Genomic DNA, 26,453 nt, shown 5'->3' on the forward strand with positions numbered 1-26,453 from the left:
GGATTCAGGGCAGTTCGGCGTTGACGGCGCCCGCCGTGGCGCTGCGCGGCCCCACGGTGCCCAGGCGCGCGCGCAGCGACTGCGGCTGGCCCGTGAGCTGCGCCGCGTACAGCGTGGTGTTGGTGAGCACGCGCTGCACGTAGTCGCGCGTTTCTTCGAACGGGATGTTCTCGGCCCAGATGTCGCCTGGCAGCACAGGGCCGTTGCGCCACTGTCGCGCGCGGCCCGGGCCCGCGTTGTAGGCCGCGGCCGCGAGCGGCATGGAGCCTTCGAAGTCGTCGAGCGCGAACTTGAGGTAGGCGGTGCCGATCTGGATGTTGGTGTCGCGCTCGTTGATCTGGTGCGGGCGGAAATCGCTCAGGCCGATCTTCTGCGCGGTCCAGCGCGCGGTGGCGGGCATGACCTGCATGAGGCCCGAGGCGCCCACGCTCGAACGCGCTTCGGTGACGAAGCGGCTTTCCTGGCGGATCAGGCCGTAGACGTAGGCAGGATCGAGGCCGATGGCCTGGGCGCGCGCCACCACCTGCTCGCGGTAGGGCGTGGGGAAGCGCTGCGCGGGGTCGATCAGGTCGCGCGTGCGCTGGCTGGTGTTGATGCAGCGGTCCCAGATCTGCTCGCGGCAGGCGAGGTCGGCCGCGGCGAGCAGCTCGCGGTCGGCCATGCCGCCGGTGTTGTGCAGCGCGACCTGGTAGTTCCATTCGCGCACGCCTTCGCTGCGCAGGCCCAGGCGCATGGCAGCGAGCGCGCGGCGCAGGCCGGGGTCGTTCTCGGCCGCGCGGCGTTCTTCGGCGGTGAGCGGCGCCGGGGCCGGCGGGGTGGTGATGGGCACACCCAGCGTCTCGAGCGCGAGCATGCCGTGGAAGTCGCTCGTGGAGGCGATGGACTCGTACAGGCTGCGCGCCTGCGCGCGGGCCACCACGGCATCGGGTTCCTGCAGCGCTTCGATGGCGCGGGCGCGCCAGTAGACCCAGTCGCTGTCGGCACGCTGCGCGGGGCTCATGGCGTAGATGGCGTCGCGCACCGCGGTCCAGCGGCCCAGGCGCAGACCGGCGCGCGCCATCCAGGCCAGGTGCTCGTCGGTCATGTGCTGCAGCTCGCCACGGGCGTAGAAATCGAGTGCGTCGGTCTGCAGGCGCTGCGCCGCGCGGCGGCCGATCGCGCCCCAGGCGTGGCTGCGCTCTTCGGCCGTGAGCTGGGTGCGCCACTTGAGGCTTTCGAGCTCCCTGGCCGCGGCATTGGGATCGACCGCCGCCAGGCGCAGCAGCGCGAGCGTGACCAGCTCCTTGGTGCGCGGGCGGATCGCGGTGATCTTGTCGTCGAGGTAGCGCGCGGGGTCGGCCGCGATGCCGTCGATCTGCGCCGCGCGTTCGGGGTCGATCAGGGCCACGGCCTGGCTCGCGGCGCGCGGGCGGTTCACCTCCATCATCGCGCGGGCGCGCTGCCACACCACCGCGGGCTTGAGGTGGCCGCTGGCGAGCAGGGCCTGGGCCGCGGTGGCGCAGCCGTCTTCGGCGTCGCGCTGCGCGAGCCAGAGTTCGCGCACGCGTTCGGCCGCGACCTCGGGCGGCAGGCGGCTGCCCGCGGCGTCGAGCATCACGGTGTAGCAGGTGACCTGGCGGTCGTCGTTCATGCGGAACAGCGGGCGCTCGGCCTCGAAGCGCGCCCAGTCGCGGCGCTTGCCCAGCTGCAGCAGCCAGTCGTTGCGCAGGCGGTCTTCCCAGTAGGTGCCGGCCATGGCGTCGAGCGCGGCGCGGATCTCGGTGGGTGATGCGGTGTCGAGGCGCACGCGCATGTCCCAGTAGCGCGCCAGCGGTTCGAGCACGTGGCCGCGCACGGTGGGCAACAGCCGCGCGAGTTCGGCGCTCTGGCCGCGGCTGTAGGCGGCGCGCATGTCGAGCAGGGCCTTGTCGCCCACGGTCTGCGATGACGCAAGAACGGGCAGCAGGAGCGCCCCCATAATCAGGCGGCGGCCCAGTCGCGTGGCATGCCACAGCGGTGCGGTCAACGGCATTTCACTTCCTGGCTCTCGAGCAATTCGGACACACGAGGATTATGGACAGCAAGCCCGGTGAGAGTTCCCATTCCCCCGACGGCCGCACGGCCGGCGGCAGCCCGGGCGAGACCAAGGCGCGCTGGCGCAAGGCGCTGATCGACAAGCGCCAGTCGCTGCCCGACCGGCTGTGGCGCAACGACCAGCTGCAGCGCGTGATGCGCGTGTTCCTCGTGAACCGGCCCGACACCGTGATCGGCGCCTACTGGCCGATCAAGGGCGAGTTCGATCCGCTGCCCGCGCTGTTTCGCTGGCAGGAGGCCGGGCTCGAGGAAGACGCGCAGAGCCAGCAGCGCCACCGCCGCATCGGCCTGCCCGTGATCAACAAGATCGACAAGACCCTGACCTTCCACACCTGGTACCCGGGCTGCCCGATGGAGGAAGACGCCTACGGCATTCCCAAGCCCAAGGACACCGAGGTGGTGGTGCCCACGCTGATCTTCGTGCCCTGCGTGGGCTACGGCCCCGGCGGCTACCGGCTCGGTTACGGCGGCGGCTTCTACGACCGCACGCTGGCCACGCTGCGGCCGCGCCCGGTCACCGTGGGCCTGGGCTACGACTTCGCCTTCGTGCCCGAACTGCGGCCCGAGCCTCACGACGTGCCGCTCGACGCGGTGCTGGTCGATTCGGGCGTGGCCTGGCCGGTCGACTGAGATCGCCGCGCCGCGCCCCTCAGGGGTGCTCGGCGTTCGCGTGGGCCTCGGTGATGCGCTTCTCGCGCCGGATCAGGTAAAGCCCGCTGCCGATCACGATCGCCGCGCCGAGCCAGGTGTGCGGCGAGGGCAGCGTGTGCCAGATCAGCCAGTCCAGTCCCAGGCCCCAGGCCAGGGCGCTGTACTCGAACGGCGCCACGATGGACGCCTGGCCGTGGCGGAAGGCCTCGGTGATCGCGAGCTGGCCGCAGAAGCCCGTGACCGCGAGCGCGATCAGCAGGGGCAGGTCGGCGCGCGCGATCGGCACCCACTGCGGCAGCGCGAGCGCGCCCGCGCCCAGGGACATCGCCAGCATCATCGTGAGGATCAGCGCTTCGCTGCTGTCGGTGCGGCTGGCCAGCCGCCCGGTGACGGCCGCCACCGCGTAACACAGGGCCGCGCCCAGCACCGCCAGGCCGCCGGCGGTGGCCAGGCCGGCCTGCAGATCGGCGCCGCTGGGGCGCAGCGCGATCAGCACGCCGATGAAGCCGGCGCCGATCGCCCACCAGTGCGCGGCCGGCACGCGTTCCTTGAGCACCGGCACCGACAGTGCGGTGATCAGCAAGGGGGCGATGAAGAACAGCGTGTACGCCGCCGACAGCGGCAGCGTGCGCACGCCCAGCGTGAACAGGCTCAGCATCACGATGCCCAGCAGCCCGCGCAGCAGGTGCAGCGGCCAGCGGATGCGCAGCACCGTGTGCCAGGCGCCGCGCCAGGCGATGTAGGCCAGCACCAGCGGCAGCGCGGTGAGACCGCGCAACGCGGCGATCTGCAGCACCGGGTAGCGCGCCGACAGGGTCTTGAGCACGGCGTCCATGAGGGCGAAGAAGCCCACGGCGATCAGCATCGCGACGATGCTGCGCAGGTTGCTGTTGGTCATCTCAGTCCATCTGGTCCAGCGTGTCGGGGTCGGGCACGTCGCCGATGGCTTCGCGCGTGATGGCCGCCTGCTGCAGCAGCCAGTCGGCGAAGGCCTTGACCTCGGGCCGTTGCGCGCTGCGCGGCGCCACCACCAGCCAGTACACCAGCGGCGAGTCGATGCGCGCGTGCGGCAGCGGCTCCACCAGCGCGCCGCTGGCCAGGTTCTCGGCCACCAGCGGCAGCCGCGCCAGCGCCACGCCCTGGCCGATGATGGCCGCCTGCACGATCTGCTGCGCGTAGTTGAAGTACAGCCAGCGCTGCGGGTTCAGGCGCGGCTTGGGCGCGGCCTTGCGCCCGCGCGGTGCGGGCTCGGGCGTGGCGAAGTGGTCGAGCCAGCGCTGCCAGGTGAGCCATTCGAGGTGGCGCGTGCGGTGCGCGTCGCCGGCCTCGATCAGCGCGCAGCCCGCGAGGTCTTCGATGCGGCGGATCGGGTGGCTTTGCAGCAGCCAGGGGCTGGCCACGGGCGTGAGCTTCTCGCCGAACAGGCGCACCGCGTCGGCCGGCACCGCCTGCGGCACGGCGTAGCGCAGCGCCAGGTCGACGTCGGCGGTGGCGAGGTCGACCGCGGCGTCGGTGGCGTCGATGCGGATGTCGATGTCGGGGTGGTCGCGCTGGAAGGCCTCGAGCCGCGGGATCAGCCACATCGAGGCGAACGAAGCCCAGGTGGTGATGGCCACGCTCTTGCGGCCCGCGCTCTGGCGGATCTGGCGCACCGTCATGTCCACGCGCTCGAGCGCGGTGGACGCCGCGCGCAGCAGCATGGAGCCCGCGCTCGTGAGCTCGACCGCACGCGTGTGGCGCAGGAACAGCGCCGCGCCCACCTCGTCTTCGAGCGCCTGGATCTGCCGGCTCACGGCGCTCTGCGTGAGCGAGAGCTCTTCGGCCGCGGCGCGGAAGTTCAGGTGCCGTGCCACGGTTTCGAAGGCGCGCAGGTGCCCCATGCCGATGGGGCGGGTGCGGGGGTGGCGGGGCGGCAGGCTCATGGCGGCATTGATGCGGGTGGGGAATCAATAGCTTAGCCGGGTTTCATTGGACGTTGGACATGCGTCCCGCGAAGATTCCATCCGCGCCAATACCCCCTGGTGCATGGAGAAGCCCCATGAATACCCGTTCCGAATCGGCATCAAACACGGCCCGCCGCGGCCACCTGGTCGGTGCCCACCGGGCGCTCAGCCTGTACCCCGCCGACGACAGCTGTCTGAGCGTCCTCAGCGGCCGCGCCTGGGTCACGCTGAACCTGCCCCACGTGCCCCAGGGCCTGGGTGACCACGTGCTCCAGGCCGGCGACACCCTGCACGTGCCCGCGGGCGCGCACCTGGTGATGGAGCCCTGGGCGAGCGGCGAGGCGGTGCGCTTCGACTGGTGCGTGCTGCCGGTGGCCGTGCCGGCCCCGGGCCGCTTCCAGCGCGAGGTCGGCGCCCCCACGCGCGAGCTCGCGCAGGCGCTGGGCCAGGTGGTGCTGGCTTTCGGCCGCCTCGCGCGCGGCGTGCTGGGCTACGGCGAGTTCCTCGTGGCCGGCCGCGGCCGCGTGCTCTCGCGCTTCGAGTCCAACCCGCCCTGAGTCAGCGCGGCGCCCGGCGGGCCGGCGCCTTCTGTGCCCGCGCCCGCTTCGCCGGGGCGCGCGCGGCCAGCGCCGCCTGCAGGGCCAGCCGGGCCCAGGGCGCCATCAGCGCGGGCGATTCGAGCGCCTCGTCCGGGGGCGTGTGGTAGTGCAGGCGCATGGCCTTGCCCTTGGCCTCGTACACGAAGGGCCGCGCGCCCGCCGCGAGCCACTGCGGCTCGGTCTCGGCATTCGTCTTGAGGAACAGCGTGTCCCAGGCCACGATGCCCACGTTCATGCCGTCCACCGACAGGCCCCAGCCGCCGAACATGCGCCGCGCCGCCACCGGCCCGAGGCTGGCCAGCAGCTCGCACACGTGGTCGACGAAGGGATCGCGGGCGCCCGGCATGGGCCGATTGTGCGGCCGCAGGCAGAATCGTCCGATGGCCCGACCCAAATCCGCCACCCACGACCTCAAGCGCGAGGAGATCCTCGACGTCGCCGCCCAGTGCTTCGCGCGCCAGAGCTTCCCGGCCGCGAGCATGAACCACATCGCCCAGGCCTGCGGCACCAGCAAGGCGCGGCTCTACCACTACTACGAGAGCAAGGAAGCGATCCTGTTCGACCTGCTGGACCGCTACACCCAGCGCTTGCTGGCCCTGATCGGCGAGGCCGAGGGCCGGGCCCAGCGCAAGAACCTGAGCGAGCGCGAGGCGCTGAGCGAACTGGTGCGGGCCTTTCTGGCCGAGTACGAGCACAGCGCCACACGCCATGCGGCCTTGGTCTCCGACACCAAGTTCCTCGGTGAAACCCAGCGCGCGCTGGTGGTCAACCGCCAGCGCGACGTGGTCGCGGCCTTCACGCGCTTCATCCGGCGCGCCTACCCGGATCGCGTCACGCCCGAGAACCAGGCCGCGCTCACCATGATGCTGTTCGGCATGATCAACTGGACCTTCATCTGGCTGCGCCCCGGCGGGCCCATGAGCTACTCGGCCTTCGCCGAAGAGGTCGTGGCCGTGATCGAGGGCGGCTTCGGCGGGCGCCGGCCCTGAACCGGCCCGGCTGTTCAGCGATTTTCCGATTTACTTATGTGAAACCGATTTCGTTTAAGTAAAATCTGCCTTTTCCACGGAGACCGCCCCATGAGCAAAGCTTTCGCCTCCCAGGCCGACCTGCAGGACAAGAAGATCACCTTCGAGCAACTGAGCCCGCACTGCTGGGCCTACACCGCCGAAGGCGACCCGAACTCGGGCGTGATCATTGGCGAGAAGTTCATCATGGTGAGCGACGCCACCGCCACGCCGGCCATGGCGCAGGACCTGATCAAACGCATCCGCGAGGTCAGCGACAAGCCCATCAAGTACGTGCTGCTGACCCACTACCACGCGGTGCGCGTGCTGGGCGCGAGCGCCTACGCGGCCGAAGGCGCGACCGAGGTCATCGCCAGCCGTGGCACCCACGAGCTGATCGTCGAGCGCGGCGCCGAGGACATGCAGAGCGAAATGGAGCGCTTCCCGCGCCTGTTCCGCGGCGCCGACAGCGTGCCCGGCCTGACCTGGCCGACCATGGTCATCGGCGATGGCACGCCGGGCCGCCAGGGCTCGCTCACGGTCGACCTGGGCGGCGTGAAGGTCGAGATCTGGCACCCGGGCCAGGGCCACACGCGCGGCGACACCATCGCCTGGGTCGAGGCCGAGAAGGTGCTGTTCAGCGGCGACCTCGTCGAGTACGAGGCCGGCGTCTACACCGGCGACGCCCAGCTCGAGGAATGGCCCGCCACGCTCGAGGCGCTGCGCGCGCTCAACGCCGAGTACATCGTGCCGGGCCGCGGCGAAGCCATGAAGGGCAATGCCAACGTGAACAAGGCGCTGGACTACACCAAGCGCTGGGTCACCACCCTGTTCCAGGCCGGCAAGGAGGCCGTGGCCGCCAACATGGACCTCAAGGCCGCCATGGCCCACACGCGCAAGAGCATGGATCCGGTGTTCGGCCACGTGTTCATCTACGAGCACTGCCTGCCCTTCGACGTGAGCCGCGCCTACGACGAGGCCAAGGGCATCAAGAACCCGCGCATCTGGACCGCCGAGCGCGACAAGGAAATGTGGGCCGCGCTGCAGGCCTGAGCCGGTCCGCCGTCCCGCACAAGCCGCCCTCGGGCGGCTTTTTGCTGCCCGCCGCTACCATGCGCGCTCCATGCTGCAAACCGATCCCCTGCTGAACGCCGCCGCCGACTGGGCCATCGTCGTGGTCTTCGGCGTGGTCTACCTGGGCATGTTCCTGGGCGGGCTGCCGCGGCTCAAGCTCGACCGCTCGGGCGTGGCCCTGCTGGGCGCGATCGCGGTGATCGCGCTCTCGGGCATGGGCGTGGTCGAGGCGGCGCAGGCGGTCGACCTGCCCACCATCCTGCTGCTGTTCGCTTTCATGGTGATCTCGGCGCAGATGCGTCTGGGCGGCTTCTACGCCGCGGTGACGCGCCGCGTGGGCGCGCTGCCCCTGCCCGATGCCGCGCTGCTGGCCGCGCTGATCGCGGTGGCCGCGCTGCTCTCGGCCGTGTTTTCCAACGACGTGGTCTGCCTGGCCATGACGCCCATCGTGGCGCGGCTGTGCCTGCGCCGCGGCGCCAACCCGCTGCCCTTTCTCATCGGCCTGGCGTGCGCGGCCAACATCGGCTCGGCCGCCACGCTGATCGGCAACCCGCAGAACATGCTGATCGGCTCGGTGCTCCGGCTCGATTTCGCGGCCTACGCACGCGCCGCGCTGCTGCCGGTGCTGATCAGCCTGGTGGTGCTCTGGGGCTGGCTGGTCTGCGTGCCGCACGCGCGCGTGGAGCCCCTGCCCATGCCCGAGCGGCCCGACGAGGAGCCGCCGCTGGACCTGTGGCAGACCGCCAAGGGCCTGCTGGTGGCGGGCGGCCTCATGGGCCTGTTCCTGTTCCGCGACGGCCCGCACGAGGTGATGGCCCTGGTGGGCGCGGCGCTGCTGCTGCTCAGCCGCCGGCTCGCCTCGTCGGCCTTCATGAAGCTGGTCGACTGGCCGCTGCTGATCCTGTTCATCGGCCTGTTCGTGGTCAACCACGCCTTCGAGAAAACCGGGCTCTCGGCCGATGCCGTGGGCTGGCTCGCGGGCCACGGCGTGCGCCTGGCCGACCCCGGGCCGCTGCTGGTGGTGGGCGTGGTGCTGAGCAACCTGGTGTCCAACGTGCCCGCGGTGATGCTGCTGCTGCCGCACCTGCAGGGCGACGCCCAGGCCGGCGTGACGCTGGCGCTCGTGACCACCTTCGCGGGCAACCTGCTGCTGGTGGGCTCGATCGCCAACCTCATCGTGGCCGACCTCGCGCGCCAGCAGGGCATCGTGATCGACTGGAAGCGCCACGCCGTGGTGGGCGTGCCGGTCACGCTGCTGTCGCTGGGCGTGATCGTGGTCGTGATGCGCTCAATGCACTGAGGCCAGGAACTGCCGCAGCTCGGGCGTGGCCGGCTGGCCGAAGAGCTGCTCGGGCGGGCCGATTTCGTGCACCCGGCCCTGGTGCATGAAGATCACGCGGTCGCTGACCTTGCGCGCGAAGTTCATCTCGTGCGTCACCATCAGCAGGGTCATGCCCTCGTTGGCCAGCGATTCCACCACCTGCAGCACCTCGCCCACGAGTTCGGGGTCGAGAGCGGAAGTGATCTCGTCGCACAGCAGCACGCTGGGCTGCATGGCCAGCGCGCGCGCGATGGCCACGCGCTGCTGCTGGCCGCCCGAGAGCTGGTCGGGAAACGCATCGAACTTGTCGGCCAGGCCCACGCGCTGCAGCAGCTGGCGCGCGCGCTCGGCGTTCACCGCCTCGGGCGCCTTCTTCACCAGCGCGGGCGCGAGCATCACGTTGCGGCCCACGCTCAGGTGCGGAAACAGGTTGAAGCCCTGGAAGATCATGCCCACGTGCTGGCGCAGCTCGCGCATGGCGGCCGCGTCTTCGTGCCGCAGCGGCTGGCCGTCCACCGTGAGCGCGCCCGACTGGAACACCTCGAGCCCGTTGATGCAGCGCAACAGCGTGCTCTTGCCCGAGCCGCTCTTGCCGATGATGGCGATCACCTCGCCGCGGCCGACCTGCAGGTCGATGCCTTTGAGCACCTCGTTGGCGCCGTAGGCCTTGCGCAAGCCGGCGATGTCGACGATGGCGTGGGGTTCAGCGGTGGGCATGGCGTTGCCTTTCGAGCGTGCGGGCGGCCCAGCTCACGGGGAAGCAGAGCGCGAAGTACATGAGCGCGACGCAGCTGTAGACGAGAAACGGCGCGAAGGTGGCGTTGGTGATCATGGTGCCGGCCTTGGTGAGCTCGACGAAGCCGATCACCGACGCGAGTGCGGTGCCCTTGATGACCTGCACCAGAAAGCCCACGGTGGGCGCGATGGCGATGCGCCGCGCCTGCGGCAGGATCACGTGGCGCAGCTGTTCGCCGAAGCTCAGTGCCAGGCTTTGTGCGGCTTCCCACTGGCCCTTGGGCACGGCTTCCACGCAGCCGCGCCAGATCTCCACCAGGAAGGCGCTGGTGTAGAGCGTGAGCGCGAGCGTGGCCGCCACCCAGGCCGAGGTGTCGACGCCGAACAGCGCGAGGCCGAAGTAGGCGAGGAAGAGCTGCATGAGCAGCGGCGTGCCCTGGAAGAGCTGCACATAGGCCTTCACGAAGGCGGTGGCGCCAGGCCAGCGCGCGGTGCGCGCCACCAGCAGCAGCCCACCCACGAGCCCGCCGCCCACGAACGCGATCAGCGAGAGCACCACGGTCCAGCGCGCCGCCAGCAGCAGGTTGCGCACGATGTCCCAGAGGCTGAAATCAACCACGGCGGCCTCCGAAGATGAAACGCGGGCCGGCCCAGTTCAGCAGCGCGCGCACCGCCATCGACATCAGCAGGTAGAGCGCGGTGGCGACGATGAAGGCCTCGAAGGCGCGGAAGTTGCGGCTCTGGATCAGGTTGGCCGCATAGCTCAGTTCTTCGGTGGCGATCTGGCCGCACACCGCCGAGCCCAGCATCACGATGATGATCTGGCTGGTGAGCGCGGGCCAGACCTTGCGCAGCGCGGGCGGCAGCACCACGTGCACGAAGGTCTGCGCGCGCGAGAGCGCGAGGCTGGCCGCGGCCTCGAACTGGCCGCGCGGCGTGGCCTCCACGCCCGCGCGCACGATCTCGGCCGCGTAGGCCCCGAGGTTCACCACCATGGCGATCACCGACGCGAGCTCGGGCGTGAGCTTCACGCCCGCCGCGGGCAGGCCGAAGAACACGAAGAACAGCTGCACGATGAAGGGCGTGTTGCGGATCAGCTCCACATAGGCGGCGGCGAGCCAGCCCAGCGCGGCCGGGCCCTGGGTGCGCGCCCAGGCGCAGGCCACGCCCAGCGCCACGCCGAGCACGGCCGAGACGGCCGTCAGCCCGAGCGTCCAGGCCATGCCCTTGAGCAGCAGCGGCCACTGCGCGAGCACGGCCGCGAAATCGAGTTCGATGCCCATGGCGGCGCGGGCGCTTTACTCGGGCAGCGTGCCGGCCGGGCGGCCCAGCCACTTCTTGGCCATCGCGTCGAGCTCGCCGGCCTTCTTGGCGGCCAGCACGATCTCGTTGACCTTGGCGCGCAGCGCGTCCTCGCCCTTGGCCACGCCGATGAAGTTCGGGCTGTCCTTGAGCAGCAGCTTGTACTCGGCGCCCAGCGTGGGGTTGCGCTTGATCATGTTGTCGGCCACCGACACGCCGGTGGCGATGAACTGGGTCTGGCCCGAGACGAAGGCCGAGACGGTGGCGTTGTTGTCCTCGAAGCGCTTGACCTCGGTGTTGGCGGGCACGACCTTGCTCAGTTCCTGGTCCTCGATGGCGCCGCGCGTGACCGCGATGCTCTTGCCGCCGAGCGCGTTGAAGTCGGGCAAGGCCGCGCCCTTGGGGCCGTACACCGCCTGGAAGAAGGGCGAATAGGCCACGGTGAAGTCGATCACCTTCTCGCGCTCGGGGTTCTTGCCCAGCGTGGAGATCACGAGGTCGGCCTTCCTGGTCTGCAGGTAAGGAATGCGGTTGGCGCTGGTCACGGGCACCAGCTCCACCTTCACGCCGAGCTTGGCCGCGATCAGGTTGGCGGTGTCCACGTCCAGGCCTTGCGGTTTCAGGTCGATGCCCACGAAGCCGTAGGGCGGGAAGTCGGTGGGCACGGCGATCTTGATGAGCTTGGCCTTCATCACGCCCTCGAGCGCGGTCTGCGCCTGGGCGCCGACGGCGAAGGTGGCGGCCAGGGCCGCGGCGAGGACGACGAGGCGGCGTTTGCTGGGGTTCATAGCAGGGCTCCTAGGTAGGTTTCGCGGTCGGGTGGGGAAGGGTCGGCCGGCTTGCGCGCGGCGGGGGAACGGGGCGCGCCCACCGGCGCCAGCGCTTCGCGCAGGTCGGCCAGCGGGTCGGCGGGCGGGCTCAGGCGCAGCGCGGCCTGCACCTGGCCGATGTGCGCTTCCATCAGGCGCTCGGCCGCGGCGACATCACCGCGCTCGAGCGCCTCGACGATCTGCACGTGGTCGGCGCACGACTGCACCGCGTCGTGCGTGCTCTGGTAGAGCATGGCGATCAGCGTGGTGCGCGCGGTGAAATCGCGCAGGGTGTCTGCCAGCAGCTGGTTGCCCAGGCACTCGGCCAGGCAGACGTGGAAGTCGCCCAGCAGGTAGCTGCGCTGGCCCACGTCTTCGCCCTTGAGCGCGGCCTGCTCCTGGCGGATGTGCTGGCGCAGCCGCTTGAGCGCGGCCTTGTCCACGCGGCCGTCGTTGCTGCGGATCAGGCCGGTCTCGATCACGCGGCGCGCCTCGAAGGCCTCGCGTGCCTCGGCGTGCGAGGGCTGCACCACGTACCAGCCGCGGCGCGAACTCACGGTGACGATGCCGCGCGCGGCCAGGCGCACCAGGGCCTCGCGCACCAGCGTGCGGCTGCAGTCGAACAGCATCGACAGGTTCTGCTCGCCCAGGCGGGTGCCGGGCGCGAGCCGCTGGGCGAGGATGGCCTCGACGATGCGTCGGGCGATGTCGGTGGAGCTGACCATGGCAGGCTTGCATGCCAGATCCGTGCCATGGGCCCATCAGGCTTGTATGCAAGCCTGGTGCACCCGATGTGTGCGCGGGCGGCGCGGCGCTGGTGCGCGCGGCACCGGCATGCACGACGCCGTGCACACCCGTGTGCGCACGGGTGTGCACATGGCGGTGCACGGCGGCGGAGGGGGGCGCGGGGCGCTCAGCGCTGCGCGCTGAGGATCTGCAGGTCTTTTTCGTAGCCCTGCAGCTGGCGCGCGAGGCGCTCGCGCTGGCCCGGCGTGGCGCTGTTGTGCAGGGCCGCGAACTGCGCGCAGCCATGGCGGATGGCCGCTTCGCTCTGCGCCGCGTAGCCGGGCGTGGGCGACACCACCAGGCGCTCGGCGTAGCCGCGCAATAGGGCGCGTGCGCGGGCCGGCTGGGCCTGGGCCTCGCGCAGCGCCTGCAGCAGGTCGGCCTGGCGGCGTTCGCGTTCGGCCTGCGTGCGCTGCGCATCCCAGGGCGATGCCGCGAGCGACTGGCGCAACCCTTCGCGCTGCGCATCGCTCAGGCGGCCGTAGAAACGCTCGTAGCGCTCCACCGTGGCGTCGAGCCGGCGCTGCAGGCGCTGCTCGGGCGTGCCGCGCAGGAAGTCGCGGGCGAATTCGTCGTTGCTGCGCGCCTGGCGCCGGTTCAGTTGCTCGAGCTGCGCGGGCGTGAGCTGCGGCGCCAGCCGCGCGAAGGGCTCGATCAGGCGCTCGCTCGCACCCACCAGCCGCCGGCGCGCGGTCTCGAACTGCTGGCAGGCCTCGTCGGCGCTGATGTCGTGCGGGGCCATGGCCTGCCAGCGGCGCAGCTGGTCGGCGTACACCGGCAGCTCCTCGCGCCGGTGCCAGGCGAAGAAGCCGTCGATGTCGCCGCGCACCTGGCTGGCCTGCTCGCCGTCGAAGTCGAAATGGCTGTCGAGCCACCAGTAGCTCAGCGTGGGCGCCTGCGTGTAGGCCAGGCGTGCGGTGGTGCACGCGGCCAGCGCGAACAGGGTCGCGAGCAGCACAGGCAGCAGCAGGGTGCGCGCGATAATCCGCCGCGACCCGGCACCGCCCTCCTGGCGCTGCTGTCGAATCGCGAAAGAGGTGTTCATGTCCTTACCGGTGGATGTGGTGGTGATGGCCGCGGGCAAAGGCACGCGCATGAAAGGCCAGCGGCCCAAAGTGTTGCACCGCCTGGGCGGCCGTGCACTGGCCCAGCACGTGATCGATTGCGCCGCAGGGTTAAAGGCCCGCTCGGTGGTGGTCATCACCGGCCACGGCGCCGAGCAGGTCGAGGCCGGGCTGCACGCGCCCGAGGCCACCGCGCTGGCCTTCGTGCGCCAGTCGCCCCAGCTCGGCACCGGCCACGCGGTGCAGCAGGCCGTGCCCGCGCTCGCCGACGACGGCCTGACCCTGGTGCTCTCGGGCGACGTGCCGCTGACCGAGCCCGCCACCCTGCAGGCCCTGATCGACTTGAGCGAAGGCCGCCACCTCGCGCTGCTCACGCTCGACCTGCCCGACCCCACGGGCTACGGCCGCGTGGTGCGCGACGAACACGGCAGCGTGCGCGCCATCGTCGAGCACAAGGACGCGAGCGAGGCGCAGCGCGCCATCACCGAGATCTACAGCGGCATCATGGCCGTGCCCACGCGGCTGCTGCGCGGCTGGCTGGCGCGGCTCGACAACCGCAACGCCCAGGGCGAGTACTACCTGACCGATGTGGTGAAGTTCGCCGTGGCCGATGGCGAGACCGTCAAGGCCCACCGCATCGCGGACGCGGTGCAGGTGGCCGGCGTGAACAGCCCGCAGCAGCTCGCCGAGCTCGAGCGCGCCTACCAGCTGCGCCTGGCCCAGCGCTTCATGGCCGACGGCGTGCGCCTGGCCGACCCGGCGCGCTTCGACGTGCGTGGCCACCTGGTCTGCGGGCAGGACGTGGAGATCGACGTCAACTGCGTGTTCGAAGGCCGGGTCGAGCTCGGCGACGGCGTGCGCATCGGCGCGAACTGCGTGGTCGCCAACGCGCGCATCGAGGCGGGCGCGGTGATCCACCCCTTCACCCACATCGAGGGCGAGGCCGCGGGCGTGCGCGTGGGCCCGGGCGCGCTGATCGGGCCGTTCGCGCGCCTGCGCCCCGGGGCCGATCTCGGCGCCGAGGTGCACATCGGCAACTTCGTCGAAGTGAAGAACAGCACGCTGGCCGCGGGCGCCAAGGCCAACCACCTGGCCTACCTGGGCGACGCCAGCGTGGGCGAGCGCGTGAATTACGGTGCGGGCAGCATCACCGCCAACTACGACGGCGCCAACAAGCACCGCACCGTGATCGAGGCCGACGTGCACGTGGGCAGCAACTGCGTGCTGGTGGCGCCCATCACCATCGGCGCGGGCGGCACCGTGGGCGCGGGCTCCACCATCACCAAGAGCACCGAGCCCGGCGCGCTGGCCGTGGCGCGCGGCCGCCAGGCGAGCATCCCCGGCTGGCAGCGGCCCCAGAAACAGAAAAAGGCCTCCTGAGGAGGCCTTTCGGGCGGGCCGGCGGGCTCAGCGGCCGCCGCGCACGTCGTACGAGCCGCCGTCGTAGCGGCGCTCGCCGCCGCGTGGCTTGGGCGGCGCGAGCTCGTCTTCGAGGCTCATGAGGCCGCTCAGGCCCATCACCTCCGAATCGCGGTAGGCCGAGGCGCCGAAGCGGTCGTCCAGCGTGGACATCTGGCTCTCGAGCTCCTTGATCACGCTGTCGCGCTCGGGCGCCTGCGGCGCGGGGGCCGCTGCCTTGGGCTTGGGCAGCTCCACCAGGTTGAGCTGGGCGCGGAACTCGGCCGGCGACGGCATGCGGTGGATGCCGTTCTTGAGCAGCAGGAAACGCACGCCCGCCGTCTTGAGCATGCGGTTCTTGACCTTGGCGCGCTGCGCCTTGGCCTCGGCATTGCTGAGGTGGTACTGCTCGATGTCGAACGCGAAGGTGGGACGGCCGTCGGCGCCGCACACCACGAAGTCCACGCGCTGCTCCTTGAGGCGCTGCTTGGCCGCAACCTTGTCGCCCGCACGGCGCACCGACAGCATGTTGGCCAGCGACACGTTGGGCAGCACCACCTGGCCGGGGAAGGTGTCCTGCAGGTAGTCGAGCATGGCCACCTGCTCGGTCGAGAGCACGCGCTCCGGGCTGTAACGGTCGTCGCGGCCGTCGTCCTGGGACCGCATGAAGCGCAGGTAGAGCCAGACGCACAGCGCCAGCACCACCACCGCGATCACCGATCCGATCACCACCAAATCCATGAAAACGAACCTCCTCCAAGCGCCACGGCCGGGGGGCGGGCGCAATTTGTAGCAAGGTTGTTACACATGCGCCGCGGCGTCAACACCCAATTGGGGGGCGGGGCCACAAGTGTGCGTTTTGCTGCACACCCCCGGGGGCATTTAAGCCATTCGGTCACATCGGCGGCTTCAGCGGCAGGCGCGGATCGAACTTGGCGCAGCGCGTGCTGAAGAAGCCTTTGACGTTGCGCACGTTGGCGTCGCCCGTGAACAGGCGCTGGGTGAGGGCGAGGTAGTCGGGCATGTCGCTGCAGCGCACCACCAGCACGAAATCGGGGCCCGGGCTCACGCGGTAGCACTGCTGCACGCGCGGCTCGGCCACGGCGCGCGCCTCGAAGGCGTCGAGCGCCTCGGCGCCCTGGCGCTCCAGGCTCACTTCGACCAGCGCCGTCAGGCCGTGGCCCAGCAGCGGGGCCAGGCGGTCGGCGTCGAGCAAGGCGACCTCGCGCGCGATCAGCCCACGCTCGCGCAGCCGCTTCACGCGCCGCAGGCAGGTGGGCGGCGAGAGGTGGGCGCGTTCGGCCAGGGCCTGGTTGCTCTGCGCAGCGTCGTCCTGCAACAACTCCAGCAGCCGCAGGTCGGTGGCATCGATGTCGAAATCTTCCATGAATCGAATGTAAATGAAACGAATCGTCGATGATTCGTGGGGGCGATAGAAAAGTTCAAAAACTGTTCAACTTCGCACATTCATTTCACGGATGGCTCTCTAGCATTCGCCCCACTTTCCAACAACGGACATCGGAGGCTTGCATGTGCGGCATCGTGGCAGGGGTTTCGGGGCGCGACATCGTGCCCGTGCTGGTTCAGGGGCTGCAGCGGCTCGAGTACCGCGGCTATGACTCCTGCGGCGTGGCCGTGCACAGCGGCGGCTTGAAGCGCGCGCGCAGCGTGGCGCGCGTGGCCGAACTGGGCCAGCAGGTGCAGACCGAGGGCATCGCCAGCGGAACCGGCATCGCGCACACGCGCTGGGCCACGCACGGCGCGCCCGCGGTGCACAACGCCCACCCGCACTTCAGCCACGGCCCGGGCGCGGCCAGCGGCAGCGCGGGCCGCGTGGCCCTGGTGCACAACGGCATCATCGAGAACCACGACGAGCTGCGCGCCGCGCTGCAGGCCCGGGGCTATGTGTTCGAGAGCCAGACCGACACCGAGGTGATCGCCCACCTGATCGACTCGCTCTACGACGGCGACGTGTTCGCCGCCCTGCAGGCCGCGGTGAAACAACTGCACGGCGCCTACGCGCTGGCCGTGTTCCACAAGGACGAGCCGCACCGCGTGGTCGGCGCGCGCGCGGGCTCGCCGCTGGTGCTGGGCGTGGGCGCCGAGGGCGGCGAGCACTTTCTCGCCAGCGACGCGATGGCGCTCGCGGGCGTGACCGACCAGATCGTCTACCTCGAAGAGGGCGACCTGGTGGACCTGCAGATGGGCCGCTACTGGATCGCCGACGGCGAGGGCCGTTCGCTCGGCGCCGCGCAGCGCCCGGTGCGCACCGTGCATGCGCACAGCGGCGCGGCCGAGCTCGGCCCCTACCGCCACTACATGCAGAAGGAAATCTTCGAGCAGCCGCGCGCCATCGCCGACACGCTCGAAGGCGTGGCCGGCGTCACGCCCGAGCTGTTCGGCGACGGCGCCTACCGCGTGTTCAAGGACATCGACCGCGTGCTGATCCTGGCCTGCGGCACCAGCTACTACAGCGGCTGCACCGCCAAGTACTGGCTCGAAGCCATCGCCCGCATCCCGACCCAGGTGGAGGTGGCCAGCGAATACCGCTACCGCACCAGCGTGCCCGACCCGCGCACCCTGGTCGTCACCATCAGCCAGAGCGGCGAGACCGCCGACACCCTGGCCGCGCTGCGCCACGCGCAGGGCCTGGGCATGAAGCACACGCTGACCATCTGCAACGTGTCCACCAGCGCCATGGTGCGCGAGTGCGAGCTGGCCTACATCACGCGCGCGGGGGTCGAGATCGGTGTCGCGTCGACCAAGGCCTTCACCACCCAGCTCGCGGGCCTGTTCCTGCTCACGCTGGCGCTGGCCCAGGTGCGTGGCCACCTGAGCGACGAACAGGAAGCCGAGCACCTCAAGAGCATGCGCCACCTGCCCGTGGCGCTGCAGGCCGTGCTCGCGCTCGAGCCGCAGGTGATCAGCTGGGCCGAAGACTTCGCGCGCATGGACAACGCCCTGTTCCTGGGCCGCGGTCTGCACTACCCGATCGCGCTCGAAGGCGCCTTGAAGCTCAAGGAGATCAGCTACATCCACGCCGAGGCCTACCCGGCCGGCGAGCTCAAGCACGGCCCGCTCGCGCTCGTCACCGCGGCCATGCCCGTGGTCACCGTGGCGCCCAACGACGCGCTGCTGGAGAAGCTCAAGAGCAACATGCAGGAGGTGCGTGCGCGCGGCGGCGTGCTCTACGTGCTGGCCGACGCCGACACCCGCATCACCAGCAGCGAAGGCATCTACGTGATCCGCATGCCCGAGCACTACGGCGCGCTGTCGCCCATCCTGCACGTGGTGCCGCTGCAGCTGCTGGCCTACCACACGGCCCTGGCCAAGGGCACCGACGTGGACAAGCCGCGGAACCTGGCCAAGAGCGTGACGGTGGAGTGAGGCGGGCGCCTCAGCGCACCGTCACCTCCACCCGCCGGTTGCGCGGCTCGGGGGTTTCGTCCTTCGTGGGCACGAGCAGGTTCTTCTCGCCGTGCGCTTCCTGCCGCAGCGACAGGAAGCTCAGCCCCGAGGCCTTGAGGCGGCTGGCCACCAGCGCGGCGCGCTGCGCCGACAGCGTGAGGTTGTCGGCCTCGCTGCCCATGGTGTCGGTGTGCCCGCTCACCACCACCTCGGTGGTGGCCAGGGCCTGCGGCGGGCGCGCGCGCAGCTGCGCGATCAGTTGTTGCAGCGCCGCTTCGGCCGGCTCGGTGAGCTGGGTGCTGCCCAGCACGAAGTACAGCAGGTGCTGTTCGGGCGCCGCGGGCAGCGCGTCGCGCGCGGCGCCGAAGTCGGCCTCGATCTGCGCGGGCGTGGGTGAGGTCGCGGGCGCGCGGCCGTCGAGCGCCGCCACCTGGCCCGCCTGCGTGAGCACCTGCCGGCCCTGGGGGCCGGTCACCACCACCTGGCCCACCTTGCCGTCGCGGTCGGGCAGCAGCACCACGTAAGAGCGCGGCAGCGTGGGGCCGCAGGCCGCGAGCAGGGCGGCCAGGGGCAGCAGGAGCAAGGGGCGAAGCAGGGCATGGCGGTTCATGGCCCGAACTGTCCCACAGGCCGGGCGCCTGCGGCCGCACGGGCGGGCGCCCGGGTCGGATACCCTCGGGGGCAGCCGTTCTGCCGCCTGCCGCCGCCTTGAAACCCTTGTCCCTGCGTTCCCTCGCCGCGCTGCTGATGCTGCTCACGGCCGGCCTCGGCCTGGGCCTGGTGCTGGTCGATCCGCTGGCGCTGCAGGCCTTGCGCCACCAGGGCTTCGACCAATACCAGCGCTGGCAGCCGCGGCCCTACACGCCGGTGCCGGTGCGCATCGTGGACATCGACGAGGCCAGCCTGCAGCGCCTGGGGCAGTGGCCCTGGCCGCGCACGCGGCTCGCGGCGCTGACGGACCGCCTGGGCGCGCAAGGCGCGGCCGCGATCGGCTTCGACGTGGTGTTCGCCGAGCCCGACCGCAGCGCGCCGCAGCGCGCCGCGCAGGACTGGCCGCTGTCGGCCGCCGCGCGCGCCGAGCTGCAGCGCCTGCCCGACCACGACACCGTGTTCGCCGAGTCCATCGCGCGCCACCCCGTGGTGCTGGGCTTCGCGGTGCAGGCCGACGCGCCGGCCGCGCCCGCGGGTCCCGCGCCCGAAGCCCGGGTGCGCTACGTGTGGCTCGGCGAGCCCGCGCCGCAGCGCCTGCCCGAGCTGGGTGCGCCCGTGCGCCCGCTGGCCGCGCTCGAGGCCGCGGCCCAAGGCAGTGGCGCGCTGGCCTTCGTGCCCGACGCCGATGGCGTGGTGCGCCGCGTGCCGCTGGCGCTGCTGCTGCAGGGCCAGCCCGCGCCCGGTCTCGCGGCCGAGCTGCTGCGTGTGGCCCAGGGCATCGACAACGTGATCCTGCAGCGCGCCGAAGGCGCTGCGCCCGCGCTGCAGGCGGTGCGCATCGGCGCGTTCCACATCCCCACCAACGCGCAGGGCGAGCTCTGGCTGCATTACAGCGACGCGCAGCCGCAGCGCTATGTGCCCGCCTGGCAGGTGCTCGCGGGCACGGCCGACCCGGCGCTGTTCGACGGCCACATCGTGCTCGTGGGCAGCTCGGCCCAGGGCCTGCTCGACCTGCGCTTCAACCCGCAGGGCCGGCTCATGCCCGGCGTCGAGGCGCACGCGCAGGCGATCGAGCAGGTGCTCACGGGCCACACCCTGACGCGGCCGGGCTGGGCGATCGCGGCCGAGGCGATCGCGGTGGTGCTGGCCTGCGTGCTGCTGGTGTGGGTGGGTGCCTTCGTGCCCTCGCTGTGGGCCGCGGCCGCCGCGCTGCTGCTGGTGTCGGGCCTGCTCTGGGGCGGCTGGCGGGCCTTCTCGGCGCACGGCCTGCTGCTCGACAGCTTCACGCCCGCGATCGCGGGGGCGCTGTCGTACGCGCTCGCGAGCCTGGCACGCCATTTCCAGAGCGAGCGCCGCCAGCGCTGGCTGCGCCAGGCCTTTGCGCGCTACGTCTCGCCCAACCGCGTGGACCACCTCGTGCGCCACCCGGGCCAGCTCGAGCTCGGCGGCCAGCGCCAGCATTGCAGCTTCGTCTTCACCGACCTCGCGGGCTTCACCGCGCTCATGGAGGCCATCGACCCGGCCGACGCGGTGGGCCTGCTCAACCGCTACCTCGAGGGCATGATCGCCATCGCCTTCCGTCACCAGGGCACGCTCGACCGCATCGTGGGCGATGCGCTCGCCATCATGTTCTCGGCCCCCGTGGTGCAGCCCGACCACGCGCAGCGCGCGCTCGACTGCGCGCTCGAGATGCACCGCTTCGCCACCCGCTTCGCGCGCGAGCAGCAATCGCGCGGCGTGGCCTTCGGCCTCACGCGCCTGGGCGTTCACTCGGGCGAGGTGATCGTGGGCAACTTCGGCGGGCAGACGATCTTCGACTACCGCGCGCTCGGCGACCCCGTGAACACCGCCGCACGGCTGGAGAGCGTGAACAAGCAGTTCGGCACGCTGCTGTGCGTGTCGGGCACCACGCTGTCGGCCTGCGCGCCGTGTCCCGCTCGGCCCGTGGGCCGGCTGGTGCTCAAGGGCAAGACCGAGGCGCTGGCGGTGTTCGAGCCGGTCACCGACACCGACGCCAGCGAACGCGCCCCGCTCGCGGCCTACCAGGCGGCTTTCGAGGCGCTGCGCGAGGGCCGCGACGCCGAGGCGGCCGAGCGGCTGCGCGCGCTGCAGGCGCAGTGGCCGCACGACCCGCTGGTGCGCCTGCACGCCGCGCGGCTCGCGGCCGGCGAACGCGGCGACCGCATCGTGCTGAGCGCCAAGTGAGCCCGCGCGGGCTCAGTCTTCTTCGACCTTGAGCAGGAACTGCGTGCCGCGCACGCCGATGGTGCCGCTGGGCGTCTTCACGGTCACCGCGTCGGGCTGCAGCCGCGCGATCGCGCCCGACACGTAGTTGAGCGTGCCCTTGCCGATGCGCGTGCCCAGCCGCAGCTTGCCCGCGCCCGGCTCGTAGAGGTATTCGTCCACCGTGAGCACGGTGTTCGGCCCGAAGGACATCAGCGTGTTGTCGCCGAACACCACGCCCATGCTCGATGCGCCGCGCGTGCTCAGCACACTGCCCGCGTGCAGCGGCGTGCCGGGCCGGGCGCTCACCACCTGGCCGTCGGTGCTCACCGTGGCCTCGCCCTTGACGGTCTTCACGTGGCCCACGGCGGGCCGGTCGAGCGCCAGCGCGGGGCCCGCGAACACGGCCCAGGCCAGGGCCGCGGCGGCGGTCAGGGCGGCGCGGGTCGGCGGCATGTCGAGGGGTTGGGCGGGGCGGACCATGGATGGGCGGAATGATAAGCGGCATGAACGGTCGTTCGGGGTCGCACCATTCAAGTGCAGCCGCGGGCGGTCGATACGCGAGGCCTGTCCGTTTCTTTTCGTGTCTCCGACCCCTGCCCGCATGAAACTCAATGACCTCAAGGTCGCCAACCGCCTGGCCATCGCTTTCGGACTCGTCCTGCTCATCACGGCCCTGATGGCCGGCATCGGTGTGTGGCGCCTGCAGGAACTGGCCCAGACCACCCAGCAACTCGCCACGACGGAGAACGAAAAGCTGCGCATGGCGATGCAGTGGCGCCAGACCATCGACCTGAACTGGGAGCGCACGCGCGCCGCTGCGCTCGATTCCGACACCAGCCGCATGCCCGAATGGCAGGCCCGCATGGACAAGACCTCCGAGCTCACGGTGGCCTCGCGCAAGCGCCTGGTCGAGCTCGTCACCTCGGCGCAGGGCAAGGACCAGATCGCCGTCATCGACGCCGCGCGCGAGGCTTACCGCACGCCGCGCGCCGAGCTGCTCAAGCGCCGCATGGCCGGCGAAGACGTGAGCGCCGCACTCCAGCGCGACCTGCGCCCCCTGGCCGAGACCTACCTGCAGTCGATCGAGAAACTCGAGGAGTTCCAGCGCGCCGCCTACGAAGAGGCGCTGGCCGACGCGCACGCCAACGCGGCCCAGGGCCGTGCCATCCTGATCGCCGGCGGCGTGATCGCCGTGCTGCTCGGCGCGGCCGCGGCCTTCGTGCTCAGCCGCTCCATCACGGTGCCGCTGGCGCGGGCCGCCGAGAGCGCGCGCCGAATCGCCGACGGCGACCTCACCTCCGCCATCCACAGCGAGGGCCGCGACGAGGCCGCGCAGCTGCTGCAGGCCCTGCAAGGCATGCAGCACAAGCTCGCGCAGGTGGTCTCGCGCGTGCGCAGCAATGCCGAAGGCGTGGCCACGGCCAGCGCGCAGATCGCCCAGGGCAACAACGACCTGTCGGCGCGCACCGAGCAGCAGGCCTCGGCGCTCGAAGAAACCGCGGCCTCGATGGAAGAACTCAGCTCCACCGTGCGCCTGAACGCCGAGAACGCGCAGCAGGCCAACCAGCTCGCCATGAGCGCGTCCAGCGTGGCCGCGCAGGGCGGCGAGGTGGTGGCCCAGGTGGTCGACACCATGAAGACCATCAACGACAGTTCGCGCCGCATCGCCGACATCACGAGCGTGATCGACGGCATCGCCTTCCAGACCAACATCCTCGCGCTCAATGCCGCCGTGGAAGCCGCGCGCGCCGGTGAACAGGGCCGCGGCTTCGCGGTGGTGGCCGGCGAGGTGCGCAACCTCGCGCAGCGCAGCGCCGAGGCGGCCAAGGAGATCAAGGAGCTGATCGGCGCCAGCGTGGAGCGCGTGGAGCAGGGTTCGGCGCTGGTCGACCGCGCGGGCAGCACCATGACCGAGGTGGTGGCGAGCATCCGCCGCGTCACCGACATCGTGGGCGAGATCAGCGCCGCGAGCAGCGAACAGAGCTCGGGCGTGGCCCAGGTGGGCGAGGCCGTGACGCAGATGGACCAGGCCACGCAGCAGAACGCTGCGCTGGTGGAAGAAAGCGCCGCCGCCGCGACCAGCCTCAACGGCCAGGCCGCGCAGATGCTGGAATCGGTCTCGGTGTTCCGCCTGCCGCGCGGCTGAAGGGCTCAGCGCACCGGGGGCGTGCCGTTCGCGGGCGCGCCCGGCATCACCGCCGCGGCATCGGCCGCGAGCCGCGCCAGCAGCGCCGCGTAGGCGCGCGCCTGGGCCTGCGGGGTGTCGGCCTCCAGCGGCAGTTCGTGCGCCACCGCATGCTCGCTCAGGCCGCGCGGCGCGGTGCGCGTCACCGCGATGCGCGCGCTCGCGCGCAGCCGCTGCTCGGGCCGCACCGCGTCGAGCCGTTCGATCGATACGCGCAGCGTGGCCACCGGCCCCCATTCGGCGCAATTCGATTCGCACACGCGCCAGCCCGGCAGGCGCGCGCGCAGCGCGGCGGCGAACTCGCGCGCCATGCCCACCTCGATGCGCTCGGCCCAGAACGTGTCGGGCCACTCGGCCAGGGTGCTGCCGTCGGTGCGGTAGCGCACGCGGCGCGACACCAGGTACTCGGGCAGCTCCAGCCGCGCCAGCGCGAGCGTGGGCAGGGCGCCGTTGCCCGCGGCCGGCGCCGCGGGCCCGGGCGCACCCGGCAGCGTGATCAGCGTGGGCGATCGCTCGGGCGCCGACGCGCAGGCGCCGAGCAGGGCGGCGGCCGCGGCCGCGAGCGCGAGCGCGGCGAAGCGGCGGGGCAGGGGCGGCAGGGGCGTGTTCATTCGCGTCGGTTCCCGAAAATCAGGGCGTTGGGTTGTTCTTCGAGCAGCTCGCTGAACGAGCGCAGGCCGCGCGCGGCCTGCGACAGGTCGCGCACCGCGGCCTCGAGATCGGCGCGCAGGGGCGCGTCGGGCGAAGACAGGTCGGCCAGCCGGTTCATGGCGAGCCGGGCCGACTGCGAGGCCTCGCGTGCGCCCTCCAGCGCGGCCTGCAACTCGGGCCGCGCGTCGCGCACGGTCTGCTCGGTGCTTTGCGCAAGGCGGTCGATCGAGGCCAGCGTGGTGCGCGAGCTCGCCTGCAGTTCGCGGATGGTCTCGGTGGCCGCGCTCAGCGTCTCGCGCGAGGCCACCGCGGTCTTCTGCAATTCGCCCGAGGCGCTGGCCATCGCGGTCTGCACGCCGCCCAGGGTCTGCTGCACCGACACCAGCGTGGCGCGCATTTCTTCCACCGTGGCGCGCATCTCGCGCACGGTCTCGCGCAGCGGCAGCTCGGCCACCTGCTCGATCAGCGGGCCGAAGCGGTCCTGGATCGCGGGGATCTCGGGGTGGCGCGTGGCGCCGTGCAGCTTCGCGTCGGTGTCGGGCGCGAAGTCGAGCTCCACGGCCTTCTGCCCGGTGACGATGCTTTGTGAAGCCAGCCGCGCGCGCAGGCCGCGCCGCACCAGCGCAGGGATGTCGGCCGGCGCGTCGGTGCCGCTCAGGTTGAGCGCGGCCGATTGCAGCTTGAGCACCACCGGCACCGTGGTGCGCAGCGTGGCGCCGTCCACGCGGATGCCGATCTCGGTGACCTGGCCGATGGCCACGCCGCGGAAGGTCACGGGCGCGCCCACCGAGAGACCGCTCACGTTGTCCTCGTAGAACACGGTGGCCTTCTGCTGGCGGCCGAACCAGTCGTCGCCACCGAGCCAGAAGATCGCCGCCAGCACGATGAAGCCGGCGGCGACCACGAAACTGCCGATGAGCAGGGCGTTGCGTTTCATGCGGGGTCTCCGGAAGCAGGGGCCGCGGCGGGCGCGGCGGTCTCGGGCGGCAGCTCGCGCCGCAGGAAGGCGTCCACCGTGGGATGCACGCGCTGGCGCACGAGTTCGCGCGGGCAGCCGCGCGCGATCGGGGTCTTGCTGTCGGCGTCGAGGAAGATGCCGTCGTCGGCGATCGCGAACAGGCTGGGCAGCTCGTGGCTCACGAACACCACGGCGGTGCCGGTGCGCTCGCGGATGTCGAGGATCAGCTCGTCGAGCTTGCGCGAGCTGATCGGGTCCAGGCCGGCCGAGGGTTCGTCGAGAAAGAGCAGCGGCGGCTCGGCCGCGATCGCGCGCGCCAGGCCCGCGCGCTTTTTCATGCCGCCGCTGAGGTCGCCCGGAAAGTAGTCGGCGAAGGCCGCCAGGCCGACCCAGGCCAGCACCTCGCGCGCGCGCTCGGCCTGTGCCGCGGGTTCGAGGGCGGTCTGCTGCGCGAGCGCCAGGCACACGTTCTCGAGCAGCGTCATCGACGACCACAGCGCCGCGCTCTGGAACAGCATGCCGAAGCGGCCGCGCAGGCGCTGGCGCGCGGCCTCGTCGGCGGCCCAGAAGTCCTCGCCGTCGTGCAGCACGCGGCCCGCCGCGGGCGGCAGCAGCCCCACGAGGTGCTTGAGCAGCGTGCTCTTGCCGCAGCCGCTGCCGCCCATCACCGCGAAGATCGTGCCCGCGGGCACCTCGAAGGACACGCCGCGCTGGATCAGGCGTTCGCCGAAGCGCATCTCGAGGTCTTGCACGGCCAGCCGCATGCTCAGATCCCCAGCGTGTTGGCGCACAAGGCGAACACCGCGTCGATCACGATGATGCCCACGATGCTGGTCACCACCGCCCCCGTGGTGGCGCGGCCCACGCCCGCGGCGTTGCGCTGCGCGTAAAGGCCCCAGTAGCAGCCCACCATGCCGATCAGCGCGCCGAACACCAGCGACTTGGCTGCGCCCAGGCCCAGGTGGGTCCAGTTGAGCGCGTCGGCGGTGCGCGCCAGGTAGGCCGCGGGCGAGATGTCGAGCATGGCGGCCGACACCACCATGCCGCCAAGCAGGCCCGCGAGGCAGGCGAACACGAACAGCAGCGGCATCATCGCCAGCAGCGCGGCCACGCGCGGCAGCACCAGGAAGTCCATGGCGGGCAGGCCCAGCACGGCGAGCGCGTCCACCTCCTCGTTGGTCTGCATGGTGGCGAGTTCGGCCGCGAAGGCCGCGCCGGTGCGGCCCGAGATGACCACCGCGGTGATGATGGCCGCCATCTCGCGCGCGAGCGCGATGCCCACGAGGTCGGCGACGAAGATGCCGGCGCCGAACTTGGCCAGCTGCACCGCACCCACGAAGGCCAGGATCGCGCCCACGAGGAAGTTCACCACGCAGACGATGGGCACGGCGCGCGCGCTGGTGTCGGCCAGCACGCGCACCAGGTCTTGCGGGCGGTAGCGGCGCTGGCCACCCGCCGCGGCCGCGGCCGACAGCAGCACCTCGCCCAGAAAGGCCACGGGGCGCCGTGCGCGGGCCAGCGGCGTCTTCAAGCGCGACGCCCGCGAAGCCCCGAAGCCCCGGCAGGTATGGCAGTCATGGCCACATCTTAGGCAGGTCTGCGCCCAATGGGC

At 71.6% G+C, this 26,453-nt stretch carries 27 protein-coding genes; 9 read left to right on the forward strand and 18 right to left on the reverse strand.

What is annotated here, in order from left to right; translation table 11 throughout:
- Positions 1-4 precede the first annotated feature (4 nt).
- Positions 5-2,011 carry a lytic transglycosylase domain-containing protein gene (locus G9Q37_RS19605; protein ID WP_205710681.1) on the reverse strand — a complete coding sequence of 669 codons (2,007 nt, stop codon included), beginning with the start codon at positions 2,009-2,011 and terminating at the stop codon, positions 5-7.
- 41 nt (positions 2,012-2,052) lie between these two features.
- On the opposite strand from G9Q37_RS19605, the gene G9Q37_RS19610 reads away from it, so the two are divergent.
- Entirely contained in the window at positions 2,053-2,703 is a 651-nt protein-coding gene (locus G9Q37_RS19610) for a 5-formyltetrahydrofolate cyclo-ligase (RefSeq protein WP_166229943.1), read from the forward strand.
- Positions 2,704-2,722: 19 nt separating this feature from the next.
- Here the strand turns inward: G9Q37_RS19610 and G9Q37_RS19615 are convergent, their stop codons facing one another.
- Together G9Q37_RS19615 and G9Q37_RS19620 are read right to left on the reverse strand one after the other, a co-directional pair.
- Positions 2,723-3,622, reverse strand: coding sequence for a DMT family transporter (locus G9Q37_RS19615; RefSeq protein WP_166229945.1), 900 nt, complete (start codon positions 3,620-3,622; stop codon positions 2,723-2,725).
- A 1-nt stretch (position 3,623) separates the two neighbouring features.
- The gene (locus G9Q37_RS19620) at positions 3,624-4,646 is read right to left on the reverse strand and encodes a LysR substrate-binding domain-containing protein (protein ID WP_166229947.1); all 1,023 of its coding nucleotides are present in this window, start codon (positions 4,644-4,646) and stop codon (positions 3,624-3,626) included.
- A 116-nt stretch (positions 4,647-4,762) separates the two neighbouring features.
- Between G9Q37_RS19620 and G9Q37_RS19625 the strand changes: the two genes are divergently transcribed.
- Entirely contained in the window at positions 4,763-5,224 is a 462-nt protein-coding gene (locus G9Q37_RS19625; RefSeq protein ID WP_166229949.1) for a DUF2917 domain-containing protein, read from the forward strand.
- 1 nt (position 5,225) lies between these two features.
- Here the strand turns inward: G9Q37_RS19625 and G9Q37_RS19630 are convergent, their stop codons facing one another.
- Positions 5,226-5,612 carry a TfoX/Sxy family protein gene (locus G9Q37_RS19630; protein WP_166229951.1) on the reverse strand — a complete coding sequence of 129 codons (387 nt, stop codon included), beginning with the start codon at positions 5,610-5,612 and terminating at the stop codon, positions 5,226-5,228.
- Positions 5,613-5,646: 34 nt separating this feature from the next.
- On the opposite strand from G9Q37_RS19630, the gene G9Q37_RS19635 reads away from it, so the two are divergent.
- From G9Q37_RS19635 to G9Q37_RS19645, 3 genes are all read left to right on the forward strand, one after another.
- Entirely contained in the window at positions 5,647-6,255 is a 609-nt protein-coding gene (locus G9Q37_RS19635; protein ID WP_166229953.1) for a TetR/AcrR family transcriptional regulator, read from the forward strand.
- Positions 6,256-6,345: 90 nt separating this feature from the next.
- Positions 6,346-7,326 carry an MBL fold metallo-hydrolase gene (locus G9Q37_RS19640; RefSeq protein WP_166229955.1) on the forward strand — a complete coding sequence of 327 codons (981 nt, stop codon included), beginning with the start codon at positions 6,346-6,348 and terminating at the stop codon, positions 7,324-7,326.
- A 70-nt stretch (positions 7,327-7,396) separates the two neighbouring features.
- Complete coding sequence (locus G9Q37_RS19645; protein ID WP_166229957.1) at positions 7,397-8,647, forward strand: SLC13 family permease; 1,251 nt, start codon at positions 7,397-7,399, stop codon at positions 8,645-8,647.
- Here G9Q37_RS19645 and G9Q37_RS19650 read toward each other — a convergent pair.
- The 6 genes from G9Q37_RS19650 to G9Q37_RS19675 form a co-directional block, all read right to left on the reverse strand.
- Positions 8,636-9,385 carry an amino acid ABC transporter ATP-binding protein gene (locus tag G9Q37_RS19650; protein ID WP_166229959.1) on the reverse strand — a complete coding sequence of 250 codons (750 nt, stop codon included), beginning with the start codon at positions 9,383-9,385 and terminating at the stop codon, positions 8,636-8,638. The genes G9Q37_RS19645 and G9Q37_RS19650 overlap by 12 nt on opposite strands.
- Positions 9,372-10,022, reverse strand: coding sequence for an amino acid ABC transporter permease (locus G9Q37_RS19655; RefSeq protein WP_166229961.1), 651 nt, complete (start codon positions 10,020-10,022; stop codon positions 9,372-9,374). Before G9Q37_RS19655 ends, G9Q37_RS19650 begins: the two co-directional genes overlap by 14 nt.
- Positions 10,015-10,686 carry an amino acid ABC transporter permease gene (locus G9Q37_RS19660; RefSeq protein ID WP_166229963.1) on the reverse strand — a complete coding sequence of 224 codons (672 nt, stop codon included), beginning with the start codon at positions 10,684-10,686 and terminating at the stop codon, positions 10,015-10,017. The genes G9Q37_RS19655 and G9Q37_RS19660 overlap by 8 nt, the downstream gene beginning before the upstream one ends.
- 15 nt (positions 10,687-10,701) lie before the next feature.
- A complete protein-coding gene (locus G9Q37_RS19665; protein WP_166229965.1) occupies positions 10,702-11,493 on the reverse strand; it encodes a transporter substrate-binding domain-containing protein in 792 nt (263 codons plus the stop codon).
- Positions 11,490-12,239: a GntR family transcriptional regulator gene (locus tag G9Q37_RS19670; RefSeq protein WP_166229967.1), complete on the reverse strand. Its 750-nt coding sequence runs from the start codon at positions 12,237-12,239 to the stop codon at positions 11,490-11,492. Before G9Q37_RS19670 ends, G9Q37_RS19665 begins: the two co-directional genes overlap by 4 nt.
- A 188-nt stretch (positions 12,240-12,427) precedes the next feature.
- Entirely contained in the window at positions 12,428-13,345 is a 918-nt protein-coding gene (locus tag G9Q37_RS19675; RefSeq protein WP_166229969.1) for a DUF6279 family lipoprotein, read from the reverse strand.
- Between G9Q37_RS19675 and glmU the strand changes: the two genes are divergently transcribed.
- Positions 13,344-14,744, forward strand: coding sequence for a bifunctional UDP-N-acetylglucosamine diphosphorylase/glucosamine-1-phosphate N-acetyltransferase GlmU (gene glmU, locus G9Q37_RS19680; RefSeq protein ID WP_166229971.1), 1,401 nt, complete (start codon positions 13,344-13,346; stop codon positions 14,742-14,744). The genes G9Q37_RS19675 and glmU overlap by 2 nt on opposite strands.
- Before the next feature lie 27 nt (positions 14,745-14,771).
- Here glmU and G9Q37_RS19685 read toward each other — a convergent pair whose 3' ends face one another.
- On the reverse strand, positions 14,772-15,503 hold the full coding sequence (locus tag G9Q37_RS19685; RefSeq protein WP_166229973.1) for a DUF2726 domain-containing protein: 732 nt from the start codon (positions 15,501-15,503) through the stop codon (positions 14,772-14,774).
- Between the two features lie 154 nt (positions 15,504-15,657).
- Positions 15,658-16,149, reverse strand: coding sequence for an Lrp/AsnC family transcriptional regulator (locus G9Q37_RS19690; protein WP_166229975.1), 492 nt, complete (start codon positions 16,147-16,149; stop codon positions 15,658-15,660).
- A 143-nt stretch (positions 16,150-16,292) separates the two neighbouring features.
- On the opposite strand from G9Q37_RS19690, the gene glmS reads away from it, so the two are divergent.
- Entirely contained in the window at positions 16,293-18,149 is a 1,857-nt protein-coding gene (gene glmS, locus G9Q37_RS19695) for a glutamine--fructose-6-phosphate transaminase (isomerizing) (RefSeq protein WP_166229977.1), read from the forward strand.
- A 10-nt stretch (positions 18,150-18,159) separates the two neighbouring features.
- On the opposite strand, the gene G9Q37_RS19700 is transcribed toward glmS, so the two are convergent.
- Complete coding sequence (locus tag G9Q37_RS19700; protein ID WP_166229979.1) at positions 18,160-18,780, reverse strand: OmpA family protein; 621 nt, start codon at positions 18,778-18,780, stop codon at positions 18,160-18,162.
- A 107-nt stretch (positions 18,781-18,887) separates the two neighbouring features.
- On the opposite strand from G9Q37_RS19700, the gene G9Q37_RS19705 reads away from it, so the two are divergent.
- On the forward strand, positions 18,888-21,026 hold the full coding sequence (locus G9Q37_RS19705; protein ID WP_240936439.1) for a CHASE2 domain-containing protein: 2,139 nt from the start codon (positions 18,888-18,890) through the stop codon (positions 21,024-21,026).
- A gap of 12 nt (positions 21,027-21,038) precedes the next feature.
- Here G9Q37_RS19705 and G9Q37_RS19710 read toward each other — a convergent pair whose 3' ends face one another.
- On the reverse strand, positions 21,039-21,500 hold the full coding sequence (locus tag G9Q37_RS19710; RefSeq protein WP_166229981.1) for a FecR family protein: 462 nt from the start codon (positions 21,498-21,500) through the stop codon (positions 21,039-21,041).
- 148 nt (positions 21,501-21,648) lie between these two features.
- Between G9Q37_RS19710 and G9Q37_RS19715 the strand changes: the two genes are divergently transcribed.
- Entirely contained in the window at positions 21,649-23,193 is a 1,545-nt protein-coding gene (locus G9Q37_RS19715; protein ID WP_166229983.1) for a methyl-accepting chemotaxis protein, read from the forward strand.
- A gap of 5 nt (positions 23,194-23,198) precedes the next feature.
- Here G9Q37_RS19715 and G9Q37_RS19720 read toward each other — a convergent pair whose 3' ends face one another.
- Genes G9Q37_RS19720 through G9Q37_RS19735 form a run of 4 tightly spaced genes read right to left on the reverse strand, consistent with a single transcriptional unit; the run spans position 23,199 to position 26,372 of the window.
- Positions 23,199-23,843, reverse strand: a complete 645-nt coding sequence (locus G9Q37_RS19720; protein ID WP_166229985.1) for a PqiC family protein — start codon at positions 23,841-23,843, stop codon at positions 23,199-23,201.
- Positions 23,840-24,820 (reverse strand): MlaD family protein, encoded by a 981-nt coding sequence (locus tag G9Q37_RS19725; RefSeq protein ID WP_166229986.1) that lies wholly within the window; start codon positions 24,818-24,820, stop codon positions 23,840-23,842. Before G9Q37_RS19725 ends, G9Q37_RS19720 begins: the two co-directional genes overlap by 4 nt.
- Positions 24,817-25,605 carry an ABC transporter ATP-binding protein gene (locus G9Q37_RS19730; RefSeq protein ID WP_166229988.1) on the reverse strand — a complete coding sequence of 263 codons (789 nt, stop codon included), beginning with the start codon at positions 25,603-25,605 and terminating at the stop codon, positions 24,817-24,819. Before G9Q37_RS19730 ends, G9Q37_RS19725 begins: the two co-directional genes overlap by 4 nt.
- A 2-nt stretch (positions 25,606-25,607) precedes the next feature.
- Positions 25,608-26,372, reverse strand: a complete 765-nt coding sequence (locus G9Q37_RS19735; protein WP_166229990.1) for an MlaE family ABC transporter permease — start codon at positions 26,370-26,372, stop codon at positions 25,608-25,610.
- Positions 26,373-26,453: the final 81 nt, after the last annotated feature.

Source organism: Hydrogenophaga crocea (assembly GCF_011388215.1).
Taxonomy (GTDB): domain Bacteria; phylum Pseudomonadota; class Gammaproteobacteria; order Burkholderiales; family Burkholderiaceae_C; genus Hydrogenophaga; species Hydrogenophaga crocea.

Coding starts and splice junctions, on each gene's coding strand:
- G9Q37_RS19605 (WP_205710681.1), bottom strand. CDS start 2,011: ATGCCGTTGACCGCACCGCTGTGGCATGCCACGCGACTGGGCCGCCGC.
- G9Q37_RS19610 (WP_166229943.1), top strand. CDS start 2,053: ATGGACAGCAAGCCCGGTGAGAGTTCCCATTCCCCCGACGGCCGCACG.
- G9Q37_RS19615 (WP_166229945.1), bottom strand. CDS start 3,622: ATGACCAACAGCAACCTGCGCAGCATCGTCGCGATGCTGATCGCCGTG.
- G9Q37_RS19620 (WP_166229947.1), bottom strand. CDS start 4,646: ATGAGCCTGCCGCCCCGCCACCCCCGCACCCGCCCCATCGGCATGGGG.
- G9Q37_RS19625 (WP_166229949.1), top strand. CDS start 4,763: ATGAATACCCGTTCCGAATCGGCATCAAACACGGCCCGCCGCGGCCAC.
- G9Q37_RS19630 (WP_166229951.1), bottom strand. CDS start 5,612: ATGCCGGGCGCCCGCGATCCCTTCGTCGACCACGTGTGCGAGCTGCTG.
- G9Q37_RS19635 (WP_166229953.1), top strand. CDS start 5,647: ATGGCCCGACCCAAATCCGCCACCCACGACCTCAAGCGCGAGGAGATC.
- G9Q37_RS19640 (WP_166229955.1), top strand. CDS start 6,346: ATGAGCAAAGCTTTCGCCTCCCAGGCCGACCTGCAGGACAAGAAGATC.
- G9Q37_RS19645 (WP_166229957.1), top strand. CDS start 7,397: ATGCTGCAAACCGATCCCCTGCTGAACGCCGCCGCCGACTGGGCCATC.
- G9Q37_RS19650 (WP_166229959.1), bottom strand. CDS start 9,385: ATGCCCACCGCTGAACCCCACGCCATCGTCGACATCGCCGGCTTGCGC.
- G9Q37_RS19660 (WP_166229963.1), bottom strand. CDS start 10,686: ATGGGCATCGAACTCGATTTCGCGGCCGTGCTCGCGCAGTGGCCGCTG.
- G9Q37_RS19665 (WP_166229965.1), bottom strand. CDS start 11,493: ATGAACCCCAGCAAACGCCGCCTCGTCGTCCTCGCCGCGGCCCTGGCC.
- G9Q37_RS19670 (WP_166229967.1), bottom strand. CDS start 12,239: ATGGTCAGCTCCACCGACATCGCCCGACGCATCGTCGAGGCCATCCTC.
- glmU (WP_166229971.1), top strand. CDS start 13,344: ATGTCCTTACCGGTGGATGTGGTGGTGATGGCCGCGGGCAAAGGCACG.
- G9Q37_RS19675 (WP_166229969.1), bottom strand. CDS start 13,345: ATGAACACCTCTTTCGCGATTCGACAGCAGCGCCAGGAGGGCGGTGCC.
- G9Q37_RS19685 (WP_166229973.1), bottom strand. CDS start 15,503: ATGGATTTGGTGGTGATCGGATCGGTGATCGCGGTGGTGGTGCTGGCG.
- G9Q37_RS19690 (WP_166229975.1), bottom strand. CDS start 16,149: ATGGAAGATTTCGACATCGATGCCACCGACCTGCGGCTGCTGGAGTTG.
- glmS (WP_166229977.1), top strand. CDS start 16,293: ATGTGCGGCATCGTGGCAGGGGTTTCGGGGCGCGACATCGTGCCCGTG.
- G9Q37_RS19700 (WP_166229979.1), bottom strand. CDS start 18,780: ATGAACCGCCATGCCCTGCTTCGCCCCTTGCTCCTGCTGCCCCTGGCC.
- G9Q37_RS19710 (WP_166229981.1), bottom strand. CDS start 21,500: ATGCCGCCGACCCGCGCCGCCCTGACCGCCGCCGCGGCCCTGGCCTGG.
- G9Q37_RS19715 (WP_166229983.1), top strand. CDS start 21,649: ATGAAACTCAATGACCTCAAGGTCGCCAACCGCCTGGCCATCGCTTTC.
- G9Q37_RS19720 (WP_166229985.1), bottom strand. CDS start 23,843: ATGAACACGCCCCTGCCGCCCCTGCCCCGCCGCTTCGCCGCGCTCGCG.
- G9Q37_RS19725 (WP_166229986.1), bottom strand. CDS start 24,820: ATGAAACGCAACGCCCTGCTCATCGGCAGTTTCGTGGTCGCCGCCGGC.
- G9Q37_RS19730 (WP_166229988.1), bottom strand. CDS start 25,605: ATGCGGCTGGCCGTGCAAGACCTCGAGATGCGCTTCGGCGAACGCCTG.